Here is a 16,105-nt window from a genome sequence, read left to right on the forward strand (position 1 = left end):
ATGGGGGGTAGCACGACGAAGTTCGGGTTCTTCACCCTCGTAGGTTACACGGCGTTACTCCTGTCCTTAGGAGCGATCGTCGCGAGACTGTCCGAAGACAGGGGCCTCCCGGACATACCGTTCTTGCTCCTCCTCGGATTCTTGCTGGGCCCCATCGCCGGGATCGTACGTCCCGAGTACGCCCAGAAGGCGTTTCCGTTCGTGGGTACGCTAGGACTCATCATCATACTGCTCGACGGTGGATTCGAGATCGGTATCGACGTCCTGCGTCGCGTAGCCTCTCTCGTGGCGAAGTTAGACTCGATAACCCTACTGATAACGGCCGGGATATCCTCTCTGATATTCAACCTCGTGTTCGGGCTGAAACCCTTCAGCCCGATAGGGTTCCTGTACGGCTCGATAACGTGTGCTACCGATCCGGCGACGTTGATCCCCGTATTCTCGAAGGTGGAGTTGCCTATCAACATTTCGACAGCTTTAATAGCCGAAAGCGTGTTCAACGATCCGCTAGGAGTCGTGCTGACCAAGATGTCACTGTCAGTGATGGGATTAAGCAGCCACCAGAATCCGATCCTGTTGTTCATCTCGTTAGCCGCAGGAGGAGCCGCCCTAGGCTTAGCCACCGGCGTGGTCCTCGAGCGATTGCTCGCCAGAGAGCCGTTCGGAGAGTATGTGGTACCCATAACCTTAGGAGCAGCCCTAGCGCTCTGGTACATATGCGAGGAGCTACTCCCTGGGTTGCTTGGATACGAGCTGAGCGGATTCATGGCGGTGGCAGTACTTGGGATGTACCTGGGCAACAACTTGATCAAGCACGACTATCTGAAGGACGATCGGACGTTCCTCAAGGACTTCTTCGAAGAACTTTCCACAGTAGTCCGTATCATGGTGTTCACCCTCCTCGGAGCCTGCGTCAGCATTTCGCTGCTGAAGACGTTCTGGCTCAAGGGACTAGTATGCGCACTGAGCAACGTCTTCATCGCGCGGCCTGCAGGAGTCATCATCGGAACATACATACCACCGAAGGAGGACTTGAACCTGAAAGAGCGGATTTACCTGGCGCTCGAAGGACCGCGAGGGGTAGTACCGGCGGCTCTGGTAGGCACGATTTACTCCAAGATAGTATCTAACCCGCACGCGGTACCGGTAGCGATCGCCAGCGAGATGCCACCTAAGACCTTAGCCAGCGCCATTCTAGTGACCACGTTCCTCACGATATTCATCAGCGTGGTTCTCGAAGCTACATGGGCTCAACCGCTGGCGAAGCGTCTTCTGAAGGAGGAGTAACCCTCCGTCTGAGGAAAACTCGTCATCGCTCGGCAGGGGAGTGACTCTTCATCGGGGGAAAAACTTTGCCCGTCGAGAAGCACGTCGAACGAGCCCCGAAGCGACTAGCCATCGCCGTAATCACCGTCAGTACGTCCAAATTCGAGGAAGCGGCGCGCGGCGAAGAACCCGAGGACACTTCCGGAGATATCCTTGAATCACGGTTCGAGCAGGCGGGCCATGAGACGCGCTACCGAGTGCTGATACCCGACCAGAGGGAAATGGTGGCCGGAGCTGTCAAGTGGACCGCCAATCGCGTGGACGCTGTCGTGACGACGGGAGGTACCGGACTCACTCCGACAGACGTGACGATCGAAGCCGTAGGTGAGATCGCGGAAAAGCAGGTGCCTGGCTTCGGAGAACTGTTCCGGAGGAAATCCGAAGAAGACGTCGGCGCTCACTCGATCTTGAGTCGGGCCGAGATGTTCGTCGTCGACGGCACACCGGTGGCGTGTCTACCGGGGTCGCCGAACGCGGTGAAGTTAGGAGCGGAACTCCTCATCGAGGTGTTACCGCATGTTGTCGTTCATAGCCGCGGCGACGTTTAGGGGGAACTTACTCCTTCTCTTTGATGATTTTCTCCACCACCCTAACGTTCTCGATGCGGGTGTGTGGGTACTGCCCCTCTTCGTCCTTCTCAGCGTACTTAACCATGTCCCAGAGCGTGACTAATCCGACCACTAACCCGGTGAGAGCGTCCATTTCGACACCCGTCTTCCCCTCGGACTTAACTCGTACCGACATCTTCACGCCGTCCTCGAGGACCTCGACGTCGACATCGACGCCAGTGATCTTGATAGGATGACAGTGGGGAACTAACTCCGGCGTCTTCTTCACGGCGAGTATGGCGGCTACCTTGGCAACCTCGATAGGATCGCCCTTACCCTGTGGGTGAGATTCACCCGATTTCACCGCGTTCACACCGTCCTCGGTCAGCCTGAGGAACCCGCTAGCTTCGGCAATGCGGATCTCCTCTTTCTTCCCGGTGACGTCAACCATCGACATCCGTCTTCCCCCAGCGGTCACTCCTAAAGGGGCTCATCACCCACAAGTGGTCGGTACTGCGGGACCCGTTCATCCCACCTCGCGTATTGTTACGAAATCCATAACAATATGAGGAAAGGCGGGAAGTCATCGCCCCCGCGCAAGCCCGCCCTCCGGGGCTTTCGTTACCCCGCCGCATCATCCCCGCCGCTGGAGGTGATCCAGCCGCAGGTTCCCCTACGGCTACCTTGTTACGACTTCGCCCCCCTCACCCCCCGGGGGCTCGCCCCCAGCCCTTGCGGACCGGGGGCTTGCCCCCGGGGGGCTCGGGTGGCGTGACGGGCGGTGTGTGCAAGGAGCAGGGACGTATTCACCGTGCCATTCTGAGGCACGGTTACTACCGATTCCACCTTCATGCGGGCGAGTTGCAGCCCGCAATCCGAACTACGACGGGGTTTAGGGGATTTCCTCCCCCTTTCGGGGTCGGATCCCATTGTCCCCGCCATTGTAGCCCGCGTGTAGCCCGGGGGTTTCGGGGCATACGGACCTGCCGTCGCCCCCACTTTCATCCGCCTTAACGGCGGCGATCCCCGCAGAGTGCCCGGCGCCCCTTACGGGGCCCGCTGGCAACTGCGGGCGGGGGTCTCGCTCGTTACCTGACTTAACAGGACACCTCACGGCACGAGCTGACGGCGGCCATGCACCTCCTCTCAGCTCGTCCGGCAAGGTCGTCAACCTGGCCTTCATCCTGCTGTCGCCCCCGGTAAGGTTTCCGGCGTTGAATCCAATTAAACCGCAGGCTCCACCGGTTGTGGTGCTCCCCCGCCAATTCCTTTAAGTTTCAGCCTTGCGGCCGTACTCCCCAGGCGGCGGACTTAACGGCTTCCCTACGGCACTGGGGCGGCTCGTGGCCGCCCCAACACCTAGTCCGCATCGTTTACAGCCGGGACTACCCGGGTATCTAATCCGGTTTGCTCCCCCGGCTTTCGGCCCTCACCGTCGGACCCGTTCCAGCCGGACGCCTTCGCCACTGGCGGTCCCCCCGGGATGACAGGATTTCACCCCTACCCCGGGGGTACCTCCGGCCTCTCCCGGTCCCAAGTCCCGCAGTTTCCCCGCCGACTCCCGCGGTTAAGCCGCGGGCTTTCGGCGGGGACCCACGGGACCGGCTACGGCCCCTTTAGGCCCAATAAAAGCGGCCACCACTTGCGGCGCCGCTATTACCGCGGCGGCTGGCAGCGGTCTTGCCCGCCGCTTTCTACCCGGGGCTTTTTACACCCCGGTACAGCCGCCGGGGCTTTGCCCCGACGGCACTCGGGGTCCCCCCGTCGCGGTTGCCCGCATTGCGGAGGTTTCGCGCCTGCTGCGCCCCGTAGGGCCCGGGGCCTTGTCTCAGTCCCCGTCTCCGGGCTCCGGCTCTCACCGCCCGTACCGATTATCGGCTTGGCGGGCCGTTACCCCGCCAACTACCTAATCGGCCGCAGGCCCATCCTCGGGCGGACCCGGGCGGCATGGGCCCGGGCCCTTTCGGCGGAGGACCGTTCCAGGCCGCCCCGCCTATCGGGGATTAGCCCCACTTTCGCCGGGGTTATCCCCGTCCCGAGGGTAGGTTACCCACGTGTTACTGAGCCGTCCGCCGGGCCGCCCCCATTGCCGGGCGGCCCTCGACTTGCATGGCTTAGTCGGACCCCGATAGCGGTGGCCTCCGGCAGGATCAACCGGAGTTAAGTGACGGCCGCAAGGATTTCGGGTCCGCGGCGGGGCTCTCACGGCCCCGGAGGGCGGGCTTGCGTCGACCCCGGGGCCCCTGGGGTATGTTCCCCCAGGGGGTTGCCCGGGGTCCCATCGGGGGCTCCTTCCCGCGGCCATCCCCCTCTGGAACGTGGTTATATATTAAACTTTCGGGCTTCTCGGATCGCAGACGTGGACCTCTATCCGGTTAAAGAGAATGACGTTCCTAACCGCGGGGACGCGCTTGGTATCGCTCGATTACATCGCGGGCTTCTTCGACGGTGAGGGATCCGTGGTGGTCCGGTTCGTGAGGGACGGCCGGTACCGGGCGGGGTACAGGGTCTCCACCAAGGTGGTCTTCGTCCAGAAGGAGCGGGATGTCCTGGAGGAGATCCATGAGACCCTCGGGATGGGACACCTCTATCGCCGTGGGAGCGACGGCGTGTGGTACCTGGAGATCTACCGACGGGAGGATCTGCGCGAGTTCGTGGAACTGATTGGGAACCGGACGATGGTGAAGCGGGACGCGCTCGAGCGGTTGGCGACGGTGTTGGAGCTCCTGGAAGGAGGTGTCCACGGGTCACGGGATGGACTGGAACGGATTCGCGAGGTCTGGGAGGGGTAGGTGGGGTCGGTCAAGGGTGGGTAGGTCATCGGGGCGACCTCCCCTTCGCGGGCACTCCTCATCCCGTCGGTTCGATACCCTGAACGTCGGCGGATTCCGGTCCCCGTAGGGGTGTCTCGCAACGATCCCGGAGGGGTCGAGCGGGCCGCCTCCGGGTACTGTCACAGGCCTCGGTTAATGTGGGCCACCGCCTGTGTCGACGCCACGCGACGGGCACTCGAAGGACTCAGATGTGACGCCCGGGTTATCGTTGTAGTTTCCATAACGATCGCCGAGAGGGTCAGGAGCGACCGGTCAGCACCCTCGGGATTCATCACGGCCGGTGGCTCCGTTTGGGGCTAATCCCGCCATCATCCCGGACCCTTTCGGAGGAGGGTCGGGTGGGCGGATTCCGATCATCCCGTGGCGGTCGCTCCCGTGGCCGTGTCCTCATCCTTCCATCTCTTCGAGCTCTTCGAGCAACTTTTCGATGTCGTCGCGCTCCTCCTCCAGCTCCCCCAGCACCTCGGAGTCTTCGGCGACTTCACGGGCCATGGATTCGGGCATGTTGAGGACGTCGTTAAGGTACTCGTCGACGTCGCGGATCTCGCCGGCCTTCACGTCGAGGACCTTGTCGCAGTGCACGACGACGGTCCCGTCGTCGAGGATGCTCACCGGTGCCCGGTACTTGGGGAGGTGTGGAGGCAGGGTACGGATAGGGAGGAGACTGTACACCAGGGCGCCACGGAACTCGTGTACTGCGGTCTCCAGCAGGACGTCGGCGACCTCGGCGTTCGGCGATCGTAAAGCGGACTCCGGTAGGGCGCATCCGGCGAGGACCGCGAGGTCGTTCCTCACGGCGGCTACCTTCAGGGTGGAGATTACCTGCAGGAACTTCTCGTGTTCGCCACGGTGCATCGGGTATATCGAGTCGATCACGACGACGTCGGGGTCGTATTCGGGGACGAGTTCTCGGATCCTGTGGGGCTCGAGGTCCTGGATGATCTCGCCTACGGTCCGATGGTAGATACCGGCACGGACGCTGAAGGCGTTGAGGACGACCAGATCGCCTTTCTCGTAGGCTTCGCGGGCTCTCCTATCGTACTCCTCGGAACGTCGTAGGAACTCGTAGGGCGAGGTGCTGGTGGCGAGGAGGAGTACACGGAAACCGTCCTCCAGGACGTTCCAGACCGCGTTGTCGAGCAGGGGCTGCCGGGCGGACCCGGGAAGACCCGCGAGTACCGTCACACCACGTCTGGGGAGTCCGCCGCCGATCATCTCGTCGAAACCCGGTATGCGAGTCTCAATACGGTCGGTCAAGGTGGACGCCCTCGAACTTCGGGACGTGGACTTCGTAAAACCCTCGATATGCGGAGTGGTACGATAGGACTCCCAGCTTTTCGAGACGTGTCCGGAGCCTTCCCTCGAGTCGACGGTACGGCTCGGGATCCGCGTCGAACTCCAGTAAGTGGACCCGATGCGCCCGTCGACAGGTCGGGGAGCAGGGGACGAACCCCTCGGTTACGACCACCACGTTGTCCGGGTCGTGATCGAACCTGACGTGGCCCTCCAGGAAGTACTCGACGCAGCACTCGGGGTAACCCAGGAACCTCCCGACCTCCTCGTCATCTAGCGTGTACACCCCGATCCGCTCCGAAACGTAGGGGTGTAAGGCGGGACGGACGTGGAGACCGCTTTCCTCCCATAGGACCAGCTCCGTCTCAACGATGTTTATGCATATGTCGAGGTCCATGGGCGTGAGCCGCTGGAGGGCGAACTCCGCGAGGGTTCGTGGTTCGGGCATGTCACCGGTACCGTCCAAGTGGGAACGTAGGTCTTGAAGGAACGTGAGGACACGCTCGAGCGTGTTCAACCGGGATCCCCGTGAGGAGCTACTCCGGAGGTGAGGTTAATCCGATGATCGGACCCCCGGGACCGAGGGGCCGAAGGGATGGGGAGCTAGTCCGGGGGTGAGGGGGTACTCCCGATGATCGTCCTCCACGGCCCCCGACCGCCCTCTGAGGGAGCGTTCTAATTATCGTAACGAAAGACAGGTCGAGCCGCACCCGCGAACCGTCGTGATGATCGCGACGTTGTGACGGGATCGTTATACCGCCGCGCGACGGTCTGGCGATCGGGGGTCGTTCTTGGTCCGGGTACGGTCCGTCTCCAGGATCCACGTGACACTGATCGACTTACACGGTGGGTTGGGCCGAGTAGACGGTAGCGTGGGAGTGACGCTGGAGGGCCCTAGGATCGAGCTCGAGGTGGAACCGACGGGGGAAGGGGTCAAGGTCGACGGAGAAGGAGAGATCGCGGAGAAAGCGGAGCGGGCGGCGCGGAAGGTACTCGATCTGTACGGGATCGAGGGTGGTGTCCGGATCGAGGTGGTGAGGCGGTATCCCGAGCACGTTGGCCTCGGTTCCGGTACGCAGGCGACGTTGTCAGCAGCTGTCGGAACGTTGGAGGCACACGGTGTCGAGCACTACGACGTGCGGGAACTGGCGGATGCACTGGGTCGAGGTGGGACATCGGGGATCGGTGTGGCGGCGTTCGAGCGGGGCGGGTTCATAGTAGATGGTGGCCACGTCTTCGGCCCGGGTGGGAAAGAGGAGTTCAAACCGTCGGCGGCGTCTGGCGAGGTCCCTCCGGCACCGGTGATCTCGCGGCTGGAAGTACCGGAGGATTGGCGGTTCGTGCTCGCGATCCCAGAGGTGGAACGGGGTGCGCACGGGGATAAGGAAGTGAACATCTTCAAGCGGTACTGCCCGGTACCGGCGCGGGAGGTGGGGGAGATCTGCAGGTGGATACTGATGGTGATGATGCCCGCGGTGGTGGAAGACGACCCTGAGGATTTCGGCAGGGCGGTGGACGCTATTCAGGACTTAGGGTTCAAGCGTGTGGAGGTGGGTCTACAGCATCCCGTGGTCAGGGAGATGATGGAGGTGGCCCGGAGTGCCGGAGCTTACGGGGCCGGGTTGAGCTCGTTCGGTCCTACCGTGTACGCGGTGTGCGATTCGCCCTCGGCGCGTGACGTCGCGCAGGAGCTTGAAATGTATATGAGAGAGGAGGGTATCGGCGGGGAGGTAAGCGTTTCCGAACCGCGGAACGAGGGTTTCGAGGTGACGGGGTAGGGGGGTCACCTTTGGGGGTGTACGTGGCCGAGAACTTCACCGGAGTTTACGCGTTCGATGAGGAGGGGAACCTGATAGACCACGAGCCGTTCCCGAAGGACCCGGACGAGATAGTGGAACGTCTGCTGAAGCGGGAACGTGGTGAGGTGTTGGAAGAGGAAGAGGCGCTGCTGTCGAGACTGGACGCGGACGTGATCAACTTCGAGGGTACGAAGGCGGACCGGGAGCGGCTCGAGGAGGTGTTCGACGGAGAGCTGGTCGTCGAGTTCCCGAACGTGGCTGGGGAGGTCCTTCGAGAGCGAGCACGGGAGCTCGCCGTCGAGGTCGGTGTGGTCGACTCCGAGGAGGAGTACTCGGAGCTCGTGTACGAGGTCGGCATGAAGCTGTCGAAGGAGAAGGTCCGGGCGACGGTAGAGGAACGGGATCAGATGATCATTCAGGCTATCAACACTATCGACGATATCGACAGGATACTGAACATACTCACCGACCGCGTGCGAGAGTGGTACGGAATACACTTCCCCGAGATCAACAAGATCGTGAAGAAGCACGACGATTTCGTGACGTTGGTGGCCGAGCTGGGGCACCGGAAGAACTTCACTTATGACAACATCAAGGAGGTGCTGCCCGAGTTCCCCGATCATCTGGCCGAGAAGCTCGAGGAGGCCGCGAAGGACTCGATGGGTGCGGAGATGGACGAGAAGGACTTGGCGGCGGTGCAGCGGATCGCGGAGGTCGCGCGGGAGCTCTACGAGATCAGGCGGAAGACTGCGGACTACATCGACGAGTCGATGGACGACGTGGCGCCGAACGTGAAGGCTCTGGTGGGTCCACTGATCGGTGCGAGGTTGATCGCGCTGGCCGGCGGCTTGAAGGAGATGGCGAAGTTACCCGCGAGCACGATCCAGCTGTTGGGAGCGGAGAAGGCGCTGTTCAGGCACCTGACCAAGGGTACGAAGCCGCCGAAGCACGGTGTGATCTTCCAGCACCCGCTCATCCACCGGAGCCCGTGGTGGCAGCGCGGTAAGATCGCGAGGGCGCTGGCCGGTAAGCTGGCCATCGCGGCGCGTATCGACGCTTACTCCGGTGAGTACCGGGGCGACGAGCTGAGGCGACAGCTGGAGCAGCGGGTGAAAGAGATCAAGGAGAAGTACCCGAAGCCCCCGAAGCGCAAGCGTGGTGGTCGGCCGCCTCGCGGTCGTCGACCGCGTCGGAGGCGTTCACCCCGGAGATCTCGTAGGGATCGCCGGCGCCGCTCACGTCGAAGGCGGTGACTTCATTTCCCCTGAACACAGCAGTTTTTTCGGGGGTGAGTGGGAAAATGGTGGAGATCGAGATCGAACCGCATGAGGAGTTTGAGGGTGTGTACTGGGCGATCTTCGAGGACGGTCGGAAGAAGCCCGCGACCGAGAACCTCGTGCCCGGACATCAGGTTTACGGTGAGAGGTTGGTAGAGTACGACGGGAAGGAGTACCGCGTATGGGAGCCACGGAGGAGCAAGCTCGCCGCCATGATCATGAACGGCATGGAGTACTTCCCGTTCGAGGAGGGTTCGAAGGTACTTTACCTGGGTGCGGCGGCCGGAACGACACCGTCACACGTGTCGGACATCATCAAGGAGTCGGGCGTGGAGTACTGCGTCGAGTTCGCCTCGAGGATGATGCAGGAGCTGATCCCGGTGTGTGAGAAGCGCCCGAACATGATACCCATCCTGGGCGACGCTACGAAGCCGCACGGGTACGCTCCGCTCGTCGAGCAAGTAGACGTAATCTACCAGGACATCGCTCAGCCGAAACAGGCGGAGGTCGTCGCGGACAACGCCGAGGCGTTCCTGCGTCCCGGAGGGTACGTGATCGTCGCTATTAAGGCGCGCTCTATCGACGTAACTAAGGAGCCGGAAGAGGTCTTCGAGGACGAGGAGCGCAAGCTCGAGGAGCGTGGCTTCGAGGTGCTAGAAGTCATCGATCTGGAGCCGTACGAGCGTGATCACGTGGGGATCGTCGCGGAGTACCACGGGTAACCGTGATGAGCGTTTCGCTAGCCGACGCGCGGATGACGAGTTACTCCCGCTCTGAGCTCTTCTCCCGATGACTGCATTCACCCCTCCTGAATAAGTGATGAAGCGGTCCCCGGAGAGGAGGGCCCGATGACGAGGCAGCCCCAGCCCGAGGGATGACGACGGAGAGCCGAGCCGAGGGCGAGAGACTTTAACCGCGAACGTCGATTCACGGACGGCGACAGCCGGTAAGGTGAGTGATGGGGTGCGAGCGTGAACGTTCTAGAAGTTCTGGTCGTCGTCGTACCTTCACTCTACATGGGATGGACCATAGGGGCCGACGACGCCGGTGCGGCCATGGGGTCCGCCGTCGGAGCAGGTGTCCGCACGATGCGGCAGGCGGTTACACTGATCGCCGTTTTCACGACTATGGGCGCGGTGCTGGAAGGGCACAAGGTGGTCAAGACGCTGGGAAAGGGAGTCGTACAGGCTCACCTCGACCCTATCGCGGCCGGTGCGACCGTGCTCGTGGCGGCCGCCTGGTACCACCTGGCCGTGATGCTCGGAGTACCAGTCTCCACGACACAGGCTACCGTGGGATCCATCGCCGGAGTAGGGTGCGCGCTGGGTCTCCCGGTTAACTGGAGCAAGTTCGGCCAGATCGCCGTCGGATGGTTCTTGTCACCGATACTCGCGATGATACCCGCCTATTTCGTTTCTCGACGCTTGCGAGCCGTATTGGAGAAGGGTAAATGGCCGCTCGCCGAGATAGAGCGAAAGATCGGATGGTTACTCACCATCTCAGGGTGCTACGTCGCCTATACGATAGGAGCGAACAACGCCGCCAACGCCGTGGCGCCGATAGTGATGACCGGTCTTCTGGACGTCAGATCGGCCGCTATCGTAGGTGGAATCATGATCGCGGTGGGAGCTCTAACCGCGGGTTCCAAGGTCATCGAGACCGTGGGGAGGAAGATCACTCGGTTGGACCCCGTAACAGCGTTCTCGGCGGAACTTTCGGCCGCGATAGTCACGCACGGGGCGTCGGAGCTCGGAATCCCCATTTCCATCAACGAGACGACGGCGGGAGCGGTCATCGGCGTGGGGCTATCCCGAGGGGAACTCAACACCCACACCTTGAAGAAGATATTTACAACGTGGATCGCGAGCCCTGTGGGCTCGTTCGTAATGTCGTACGCACTCATGCGTCTCTACTTGTCGGTGCGAGGGGCGGCGGTGCCTTGATCTTACGCCCGAGTACGCGACCCGCGGAGCGCGCACTCGACGCGCTCCTTGAAGAGCTAGACACCATGATTGAAGCCTGTGATCTGCTTTCCGACGTAACGACGATGGAGGAGAGTCCGAAGGAAGTCGAGGAGCGGCAAGAGTCCCTGAGCGAAGAAGTGGCCGAACTCAAGGACCGTGTAGACGAGGCTATGGAAAGCAGCTCCATGATCCCAGTCGTCAAGGAAGAGTTGGGCTACATAGCCGAGAACGTGAGGAGAGCCGCCGAGACGTTGCTGAGTTTGGCCTCCCTACTGGTGAGCTTCTACGAGGATTTGGAGGAGGAGGATCGCGAGAAGCTAGACGAAGTGATCGAAGGTATCGCCAAAATCGCCTCGGGAGTACGTGAATCGGTCGAGTTGTTGAACGAGGACGTACGGAAGGCGGCGGAGCACGTCGAAAAGATTCGGGACCAGGAAGAGGACGTTCGGTCCCGACTACGCACGCTGATGCTCAAAACCGAGAGGAACGGGCGTCTAGCACCGATCGTCCTGGAAATCGAACGGGCGCTCGAAGACATGGACCGAGCCCTTGACGGGGTGAACAGGATTAAAGTGAGGTTCCTCGGGTGAGACCGGTGGAGGTCCTAGGGAAGCGCTGGGCCCACCCGATCGCCTGCGCTTCCGGGGCTCTCGCCGCCCATCGGCCGGGCATGGAAAATGCCGTTCTACGCGGTGCGGCGGCTATTTTCACGAAGACGGTCACTGAATCACCGCGCGAGGGCCATCCAGGACCGGTATTCGTGGATTACCTCGACGAGGGATACGCGCTCAACGCTATGGGTTTACCGAACCCCGGCCCGGACAGGATGGTGGTGGAAATCGAAGAGTTCCGGGACGAATTCGACGTACCGGTATACGCGAGCGTGGCGGCCGACGGTCCGGAGGGTTTCAAGAGGTTGGCACGCGCGTTCTCCGGCGTAGCGGACGGATTGGAACTGAACGTCTCGTGCCCTCACGCGGGCAAGGGGTACGGGGCGGAACTAGGCTCCGATCCGGAGGCCGTGGCCGAAATCACCGAGGCCGCCGTCCGGGCGTTCGACGGACCGGTGTCCGTGAAATTGACTCCCAACGTGGACCGCGAAACCTTGCTCGAGGTGGCTGCGGCGGCCATCGATGCGGGAGCGGAGGCACTCACCGCCGTGAACACGCTGGGACCTGGCCTTAGGATCGACCTGAGGACCGCCAGCCCCGTCCTAGGAGCCGGGGTAGGTGGACTGTCGGGCCCCGCGCTCAAACCCATCGCGCTCCGCGTCGTGGCGGACTTAGCGCTGGAGTTCGGGGAGGAAGTGGAGATCATAGGAGTCGGTGGGATCCGGAACGGGGAAGACGTCGTCGAGTTCCTGTTCGCCGGTGCCAAGGCGGTGCAGGTCGCCACGGCGGCTCGAGAGAAAGACTTCGGAGATATCGCGATGGAAACCTCCCACATTCTCAAGGAACTCGGATACGATGGACCCGAAGAGGCGATCGGAGCTGCCCTTCCTGAGTACCGGGAGAGGCTGCGCCGATTGGGGTGGTGTCAGTGAAGCCAATACCGGCGGAGGTCGTGGAGAACAGGGAAGAATGTGAGCGGACGATCGTGCTCAGGCTACGGCCGGAGAGGCCGATACGTTGGGAACCCGGACAATTCCTGATGCTCGGGATCTCCGGAGTCGACGAGAAGCCAATGGCGTTCTCAGGAGGAGACGACCGGGAGTTCGAACTCACCATCGAGATCGTAGGCCCATTCACGGAGCGTTGCGCCGACCTCGAGCCGGGGGACGTGGTCTGGGTACGGGGACCGTACGGGAAACCGTTCGAGGTGAGAGGTTCGAGGGCAGTGGTAGTTGCCGGAGGAACCGGGGTAGCACCACTGGTTCCGCTCGTTGAAAGGCTACGTCGAGCGCGCGTCCACGTTACCTCGGTACTAGGAGGCCCACACGCGGACCGCCTCCCTAGGAAGGATGATCTGGAAAAGTTGTCCGACGAGCTGTACGTCACCACGGAGGACGGTAGCGAGGGGCGTAAAGGATTTCCTACGGACGTCCTTGAAGAACTCGTCGAAAAGGAATGTCCGGATGTAGTGTACGCGTGCGGTCCCGAAGGGATGCTGGTCCGGGTTGCCGAGATAGCACGAGAGCACGATGTCCCTTGCCAGGTCAGCGTCGTCCGGTACGTGAAATGTGGCGAAGGAATCTGCGGCTCGTGCGCCTTAGGGAAGGGGCTACTAGTGTGCCGCGACGGTCCGGTGTTTTGGACGGAGGAGTTGGAAGGTACGGAGTTCGGAGGGGTCAGACGTGACGTCACGGGAAAGCCTGAGTGACGTCGCGTTCGTGCTACCGGCGCACAACGAGGAGGGAGCGGTGGGAAAAGTCGTACGCGAGATTCGGAGGATGTACCCCGATGCGCTGATAATAGTGGTGGACAACGCGTCTTCGGATCGCACTGCCGAAGAGGCGGAGAAGGCCGGGGCCCTAGTCGTTAGAGAACCGGTCAAAGGTCTGGGAAAGGCCATCAAGGCGGGGATTCAGTGTGCACTTGAACACGGCGCTCGTATCATCCTCCGAACGGATTCCGACGGGGAGTTCGATCCGAATTGTTTCGCCGAACTGATTGAAGCCGCGGATGATTACGACCTGGTGATAGGCAACAGGTTCTCAGAGGGTAGACCGGAGAACGTGCCGCTTTCTCACTACCTTTTCAATATGATACTGATAACACTCTTCTGGCTGTTTTATGGAAAGATCTTGGACGTCACGTGCGGGTGCCGCGTGTTCTCCAGGGAACTCGCGAGAGAGATCCTGAAACGGGACGTAGACGACGGTCCCGCGTTCGACGCCGACACCACTTCCCTTGCGGTATCTTTAGGGTACTCGGTCAAATCCGTCGATGTAAGGCTACGTGGTAGGATATCCGGACAGAGGAAAGTAGCCCCCACGGTGATCGGTAAGGTCCTTGTCGGACTCAGGATACTGTTCAGGGTAGCTGTGAATAGGCTTCGATGGCGGTGCGAAACGCCTTCGACTTTGAGTAGGGGACAATAGCGCCACCCGGGTAGTTATAAGTTCGATCCACAGGGGTTCCTGGAGGGGACAATTTGGGACTAGCTGAACTCCGAGAACTGATCGAACCCGAAGAGACGGACCTGAGAGCCCTCGCCGGTCGGGAGATCGCTATCGACGCGTTCAACGCCCTGTATCAATTCCTGACCACGATCATGAAGGACGGACGACCTCTCATGGACTCGAGGGGCAGGATTACCAGCCACTTAAATGGCCTCCTGTATAGGACCGTGAACTTGGTCGAAGAGGGTATCAAGCCGGTATACGTGTTCGATGGTGAGCCCCCGGACCTGAAGCGTGAAACGCTGGAGCGTCGACGGGAACGGAAGGAGGAGGCGATGGAGAAACTGAGGCGGGCCAAAACGAAGGAGGAGCGGGAGAAGTACGCCCGACAAGTCGCCAGACTCGACGAGTCGTTGGTGGAAGACGCGAAGAGGCTGTTGGATCTCATGGGCATCCCGTGGGTACAGGCCCCCTCGGAAGGAGAGGCGCAGTGCGCGTATATGGCGAGGTGCGGGGACGTATGGGCGACAGGCAGCCAAGACTACGACTCGCTGCTTTTCGGCAGCCCCAGGTTGGTTCGCAACATCACGATAGTCGGAAAGCGGAAGCATCCACACACCGGCGAGATCATAGAGGTCAAGCCCGAGATCATGAGGTTGGAGGACGTGCTCGACCAGCTGGGATTGGAATCGAGGGAGCAGCTGGTGGACCTAGCGATCCTTTTGGGCACGGACTACAACCCGGATGGAGTACCCGGGATTGGTCCGAAGCGCGCGCTGCAGTTGATCAGGAAGTACGGGTCGCTAGACGAGCTTAAGGACACCGACATCTGGCCTAAGATCGAGCGGCACCTGCCGGTGGAACCGGAGAAGCTCAGAAGGCTCTTCCTCGAGCCGGAAGTTACGGACGACTACGAGCTAGACTGGGACGAACCCGACGAAGAGGGACTGGTCGAGTTCCTGGTTGAGGAGCGTGATTTCTCCGAGGATCGAGTCCGCCGCGCCGTCGAGCGTCTGAAGGAGGCACTTCAGGAGTTGCGGAAGGGCGGTCGCCAAGAGACCCTGGACGCGTTCTTCTGACCCGAGATTCCAGGCGGCGTCGATGGAGCTCAGGGGTGGATCTCCGAACGCTCAGCTCGAGGTTTGTTCAGAAACCCCCGAGCACACCGAGTGGAGGCACCCCTGGGGGTCCGAAGGTCAGGTATCCTATCACCATCCCGTAAACTAGCAACAGCCCGATGTCCGCGAGTAAGTTGACTGTAGAGAGCAGCGACCCGGAACGAAGTCCGGTGATCGCGACCGTCACTGGCCCGCAACTCCTCAGCAGTCTTCCTACGTACGCTAAGGCCGCGCCGGTTACGGCGAGGGAGTAAGCGTGTGCGTAGTCGAGCACCCCGGATCGAAGCATCGTCCCGACCGCCGCGCATCCGGCCACCGGGTTAGCCAGGAATGTCATGGGCACGACGTACCCACCTAATCCGCGTAGGTAAGATGATAGGATAATCCCCAACAGAGCCCCGGGCACTAGGTAAGCGGCGATACGGCCGACGGTGCGAGTCGCTTCGTTGAGGGCGTCCCGAAGGCTCCCGTGTGTGGGGAGTTGTGCACGTACCCGACGGAGGAGAAGTCCGCCGACGATGGTCTCGGTAGCGTCCACGAGGGCTAGCGTTAGAGCGTACGGCCCACCCACCGTCGACCCCAGCAACGTTAACGCGTTCACACACGCTGTAGCGGTGTAAGTGGCGGAGTTAAACGAAACCTTGGCGATGAGGAGCTCGCGTCCCTTGAGACCCATCTCTCGGGCCGTCGTCAACGCCGCGTGGGGATGAATCAAACCAACGACAACGAGCGGTACGGCACGACATCGGATTTTTTCGGACGCGAGCGCTCCGAGCAAGTGTAACCCGAACACGCTGACACCGATAACCAGCAGCGCCTCAAGCACGAACTCGGCCACTTCAGCGATCAACCGGTTTCCCCCGAGGACTTTAACGGCGGAGACGG

Annotated in this window: 16 protein-coding genes and 1 rRNA gene; 12 read left to right on the plus strand and 5 right to left on the minus strand. The window is 61.5% G+C overall.

What is annotated here, in order from left to right; all coding sequences use genetic code 11:
* Together MK_RS02940 and MK_RS02945 are read left to right on the plus strand one after the other, a co-directional pair.
* On the plus strand, nt 1-1,287 hold the full coding sequence (locus MK_RS02940) for a cation:proton antiporter (protein ID WP_148679536.1): 1,287 nt from the start codon (nt 1-3) through the stop codon (nt 1,285-1,287).
* Between the two features lie 65 nt (nt 1,288-1,352).
* A complete protein-coding gene (locus MK_RS02945; protein ID WP_011018923.1) occupies nt 1,353-1,874 on the plus strand; it encodes a MogA/MoaB family molybdenum cofactor biosynthesis protein in 522 nt (173 codons plus the stop codon).
* Nucleotides 1,875-1,881: 7 nt separating this feature from the next.
* On the opposite strand, the gene moaC is transcribed toward MK_RS02945, so the two are convergent.
* Nucleotides 1,882-2,331: a cyclic pyranopterin monophosphate synthase MoaC gene (gene moaC, locus MK_RS02950; protein ID WP_226988666.1), complete on the minus strand. Its 450-nt coding sequence runs from the start codon at nt 2,329-2,331 to the stop codon at nt 1,882-1,884.
* Nucleotides 2,332-2,521: 190 nt separating this feature from the next.
* Nucleotides 2,522-4,035: ribosomal RNA gene (locus tag MK_RS02955) — 16S ribosomal RNA — on the minus strand.
* Nucleotides 4,036-4,285: 250 nt separating this feature from the next.
* On the opposite strand from MK_RS02955, the gene MK_RS02960 reads away from it, so the two are divergent.
* Complete coding sequence (locus MK_RS02960; protein WP_158295905.1) at nt 4,286-4,666, plus strand: LAGLIDADG family homing endonuclease; 381 nt, start codon at nt 4,286-4,288, stop codon at nt 4,664-4,666.
* A gap of 429 nt (nt 4,667-5,095) precedes the next feature.
* On the opposite strand, the gene MK_RS02965 is transcribed toward MK_RS02960, so the two are convergent.
* Both MK_RS02965 and MK_RS02970 read right to left on the minus strand, forming a co-directional pair.
* A complete protein-coding gene (locus tag MK_RS02965) occupies nt 5,096-5,965 on the minus strand; it encodes an RAD55 family ATPase (RefSeq protein ID WP_011018926.1) in 870 nt (289 codons plus the stop codon).
* A complete protein-coding gene (locus MK_RS02970) occupies nt 5,949-6,518 on the minus strand; it encodes a DUF483 domain-containing protein (RefSeq protein ID WP_011018927.1) in 570 nt (189 codons plus the stop codon). The genes MK_RS02965 and MK_RS02970 overlap by 17 nt, the downstream gene beginning before the upstream one ends.
* A 274-nt stretch (nt 6,519-6,792) precedes the next feature.
* Here MK_RS02970 and MK_RS02975 point away from each other — a divergent pair, with 274 nt between their 5' ends.
* The 9 genes from MK_RS02975 to fen all read left to right on the plus strand — a co-directional run bounded on the left by MK_RS02975 (nt 6,793) and on the right by fen (nt 15,181).
* A complete protein-coding gene (locus MK_RS02975; protein WP_011018928.1) occupies nt 6,793-7,779 on the plus strand; it encodes a beta-ribofuranosylaminobenzene 5'-phosphate synthase in 987 nt (328 codons plus the stop codon).
* A 17-nt stretch (nt 7,780-7,796) separates the two neighbouring features.
* Nucleotides 7,797-9,053, plus strand: a complete 1,257-nt coding sequence (locus MK_RS02980) for a hypothetical protein (protein WP_226988713.1) — start codon at nt 7,797-7,799, stop codon at nt 9,051-9,053.
* A gap of 47 nt (nt 9,054-9,100) precedes the next feature.
* Complete coding sequence (locus MK_RS02985; protein ID WP_011018930.1) at nt 9,101-9,799, plus strand: fibrillarin-like rRNA/tRNA 2'-O-methyltransferase; 699 nt, start codon at nt 9,101-9,103, stop codon at nt 9,797-9,799.
* A 249-nt stretch (nt 9,800-10,048) separates the two neighbouring features.
* Nucleotides 10,049-11,020 carry an inorganic phosphate transporter gene (locus tag MK_RS02990; protein WP_011018931.1) on the plus strand — a complete coding sequence of 324 codons (972 nt, stop codon included), beginning with the start codon at nt 10,049-10,051 and terminating at the stop codon, nt 11,018-11,020.
* Nucleotides 11,017-11,631 (plus strand): hypothetical protein, encoded by a 615-nt coding sequence (locus MK_RS02995; RefSeq protein WP_011018932.1) that lies wholly within the window; start codon nt 11,017-11,019, stop codon nt 11,629-11,631. The genes MK_RS02990 and MK_RS02995 overlap by 4 nt, the downstream gene beginning before the upstream one ends.
* The gene (locus tag MK_RS03000; protein WP_011018933.1) at nt 11,628-12,584 is read left to right on the plus strand and encodes a dihydroorotate dehydrogenase; all 957 of its coding nucleotides are present in this window, start codon (nt 11,628-11,630) and stop codon (nt 12,582-12,584) included. Before MK_RS02995 ends, MK_RS03000 begins: the two co-directional genes overlap by 4 nt.
* Nucleotides 12,581-13,360, plus strand: a complete 780-nt coding sequence (locus MK_RS03005) for a dihydroorotate dehydrogenase electron transfer subunit (RefSeq protein WP_226988668.1) — start codon at nt 12,581-12,583, stop codon at nt 13,358-13,360. Before MK_RS03000 ends, MK_RS03005 begins: the two co-directional genes overlap by 4 nt.
* Nucleotides 13,335-14,081 (plus strand): glycosyltransferase family 2 protein, encoded by a 747-nt coding sequence (locus MK_RS03010; RefSeq protein ID WP_011018935.1) that lies wholly within the window; start codon nt 13,335-13,337, stop codon nt 14,079-14,081. Before MK_RS03005 ends, MK_RS03010 begins: the two co-directional genes overlap by 26 nt.
* A 53-nt stretch (nt 14,082-14,134) precedes the next feature.
* The gene (fen, locus tag MK_RS03015) at nt 14,135-15,181 is read left to right on the plus strand and encodes a flap endonuclease-1 (RefSeq protein WP_011018936.1); all 1,047 of its coding nucleotides are present in this window, start codon (nt 14,135-14,137) and stop codon (nt 15,179-15,181) included.
* Nucleotides 15,182-15,248: 67 nt separating this feature from the next.
* On the opposite strand, the gene MK_RS03020 is transcribed toward fen, so the two are convergent.
* Nucleotides 15,249-16,070, minus strand: a complete 822-nt coding sequence (locus MK_RS03020; RefSeq protein ID WP_011018937.1) for a hypothetical protein — start codon at nt 16,068-16,070, stop codon at nt 15,249-15,251.
* Between the last annotated feature and the right edge of the window lie 35 nt (nt 16,071-16,105).

The organism is Methanopyrus kandleri AV19, from assembly GCF_000007185.1.
Classification (GTDB): Archaea; JAADCQ01; Methanopyri; order Methanopyrales; family Methanopyraceae; genus Methanopyrus; species Methanopyrus kandleri.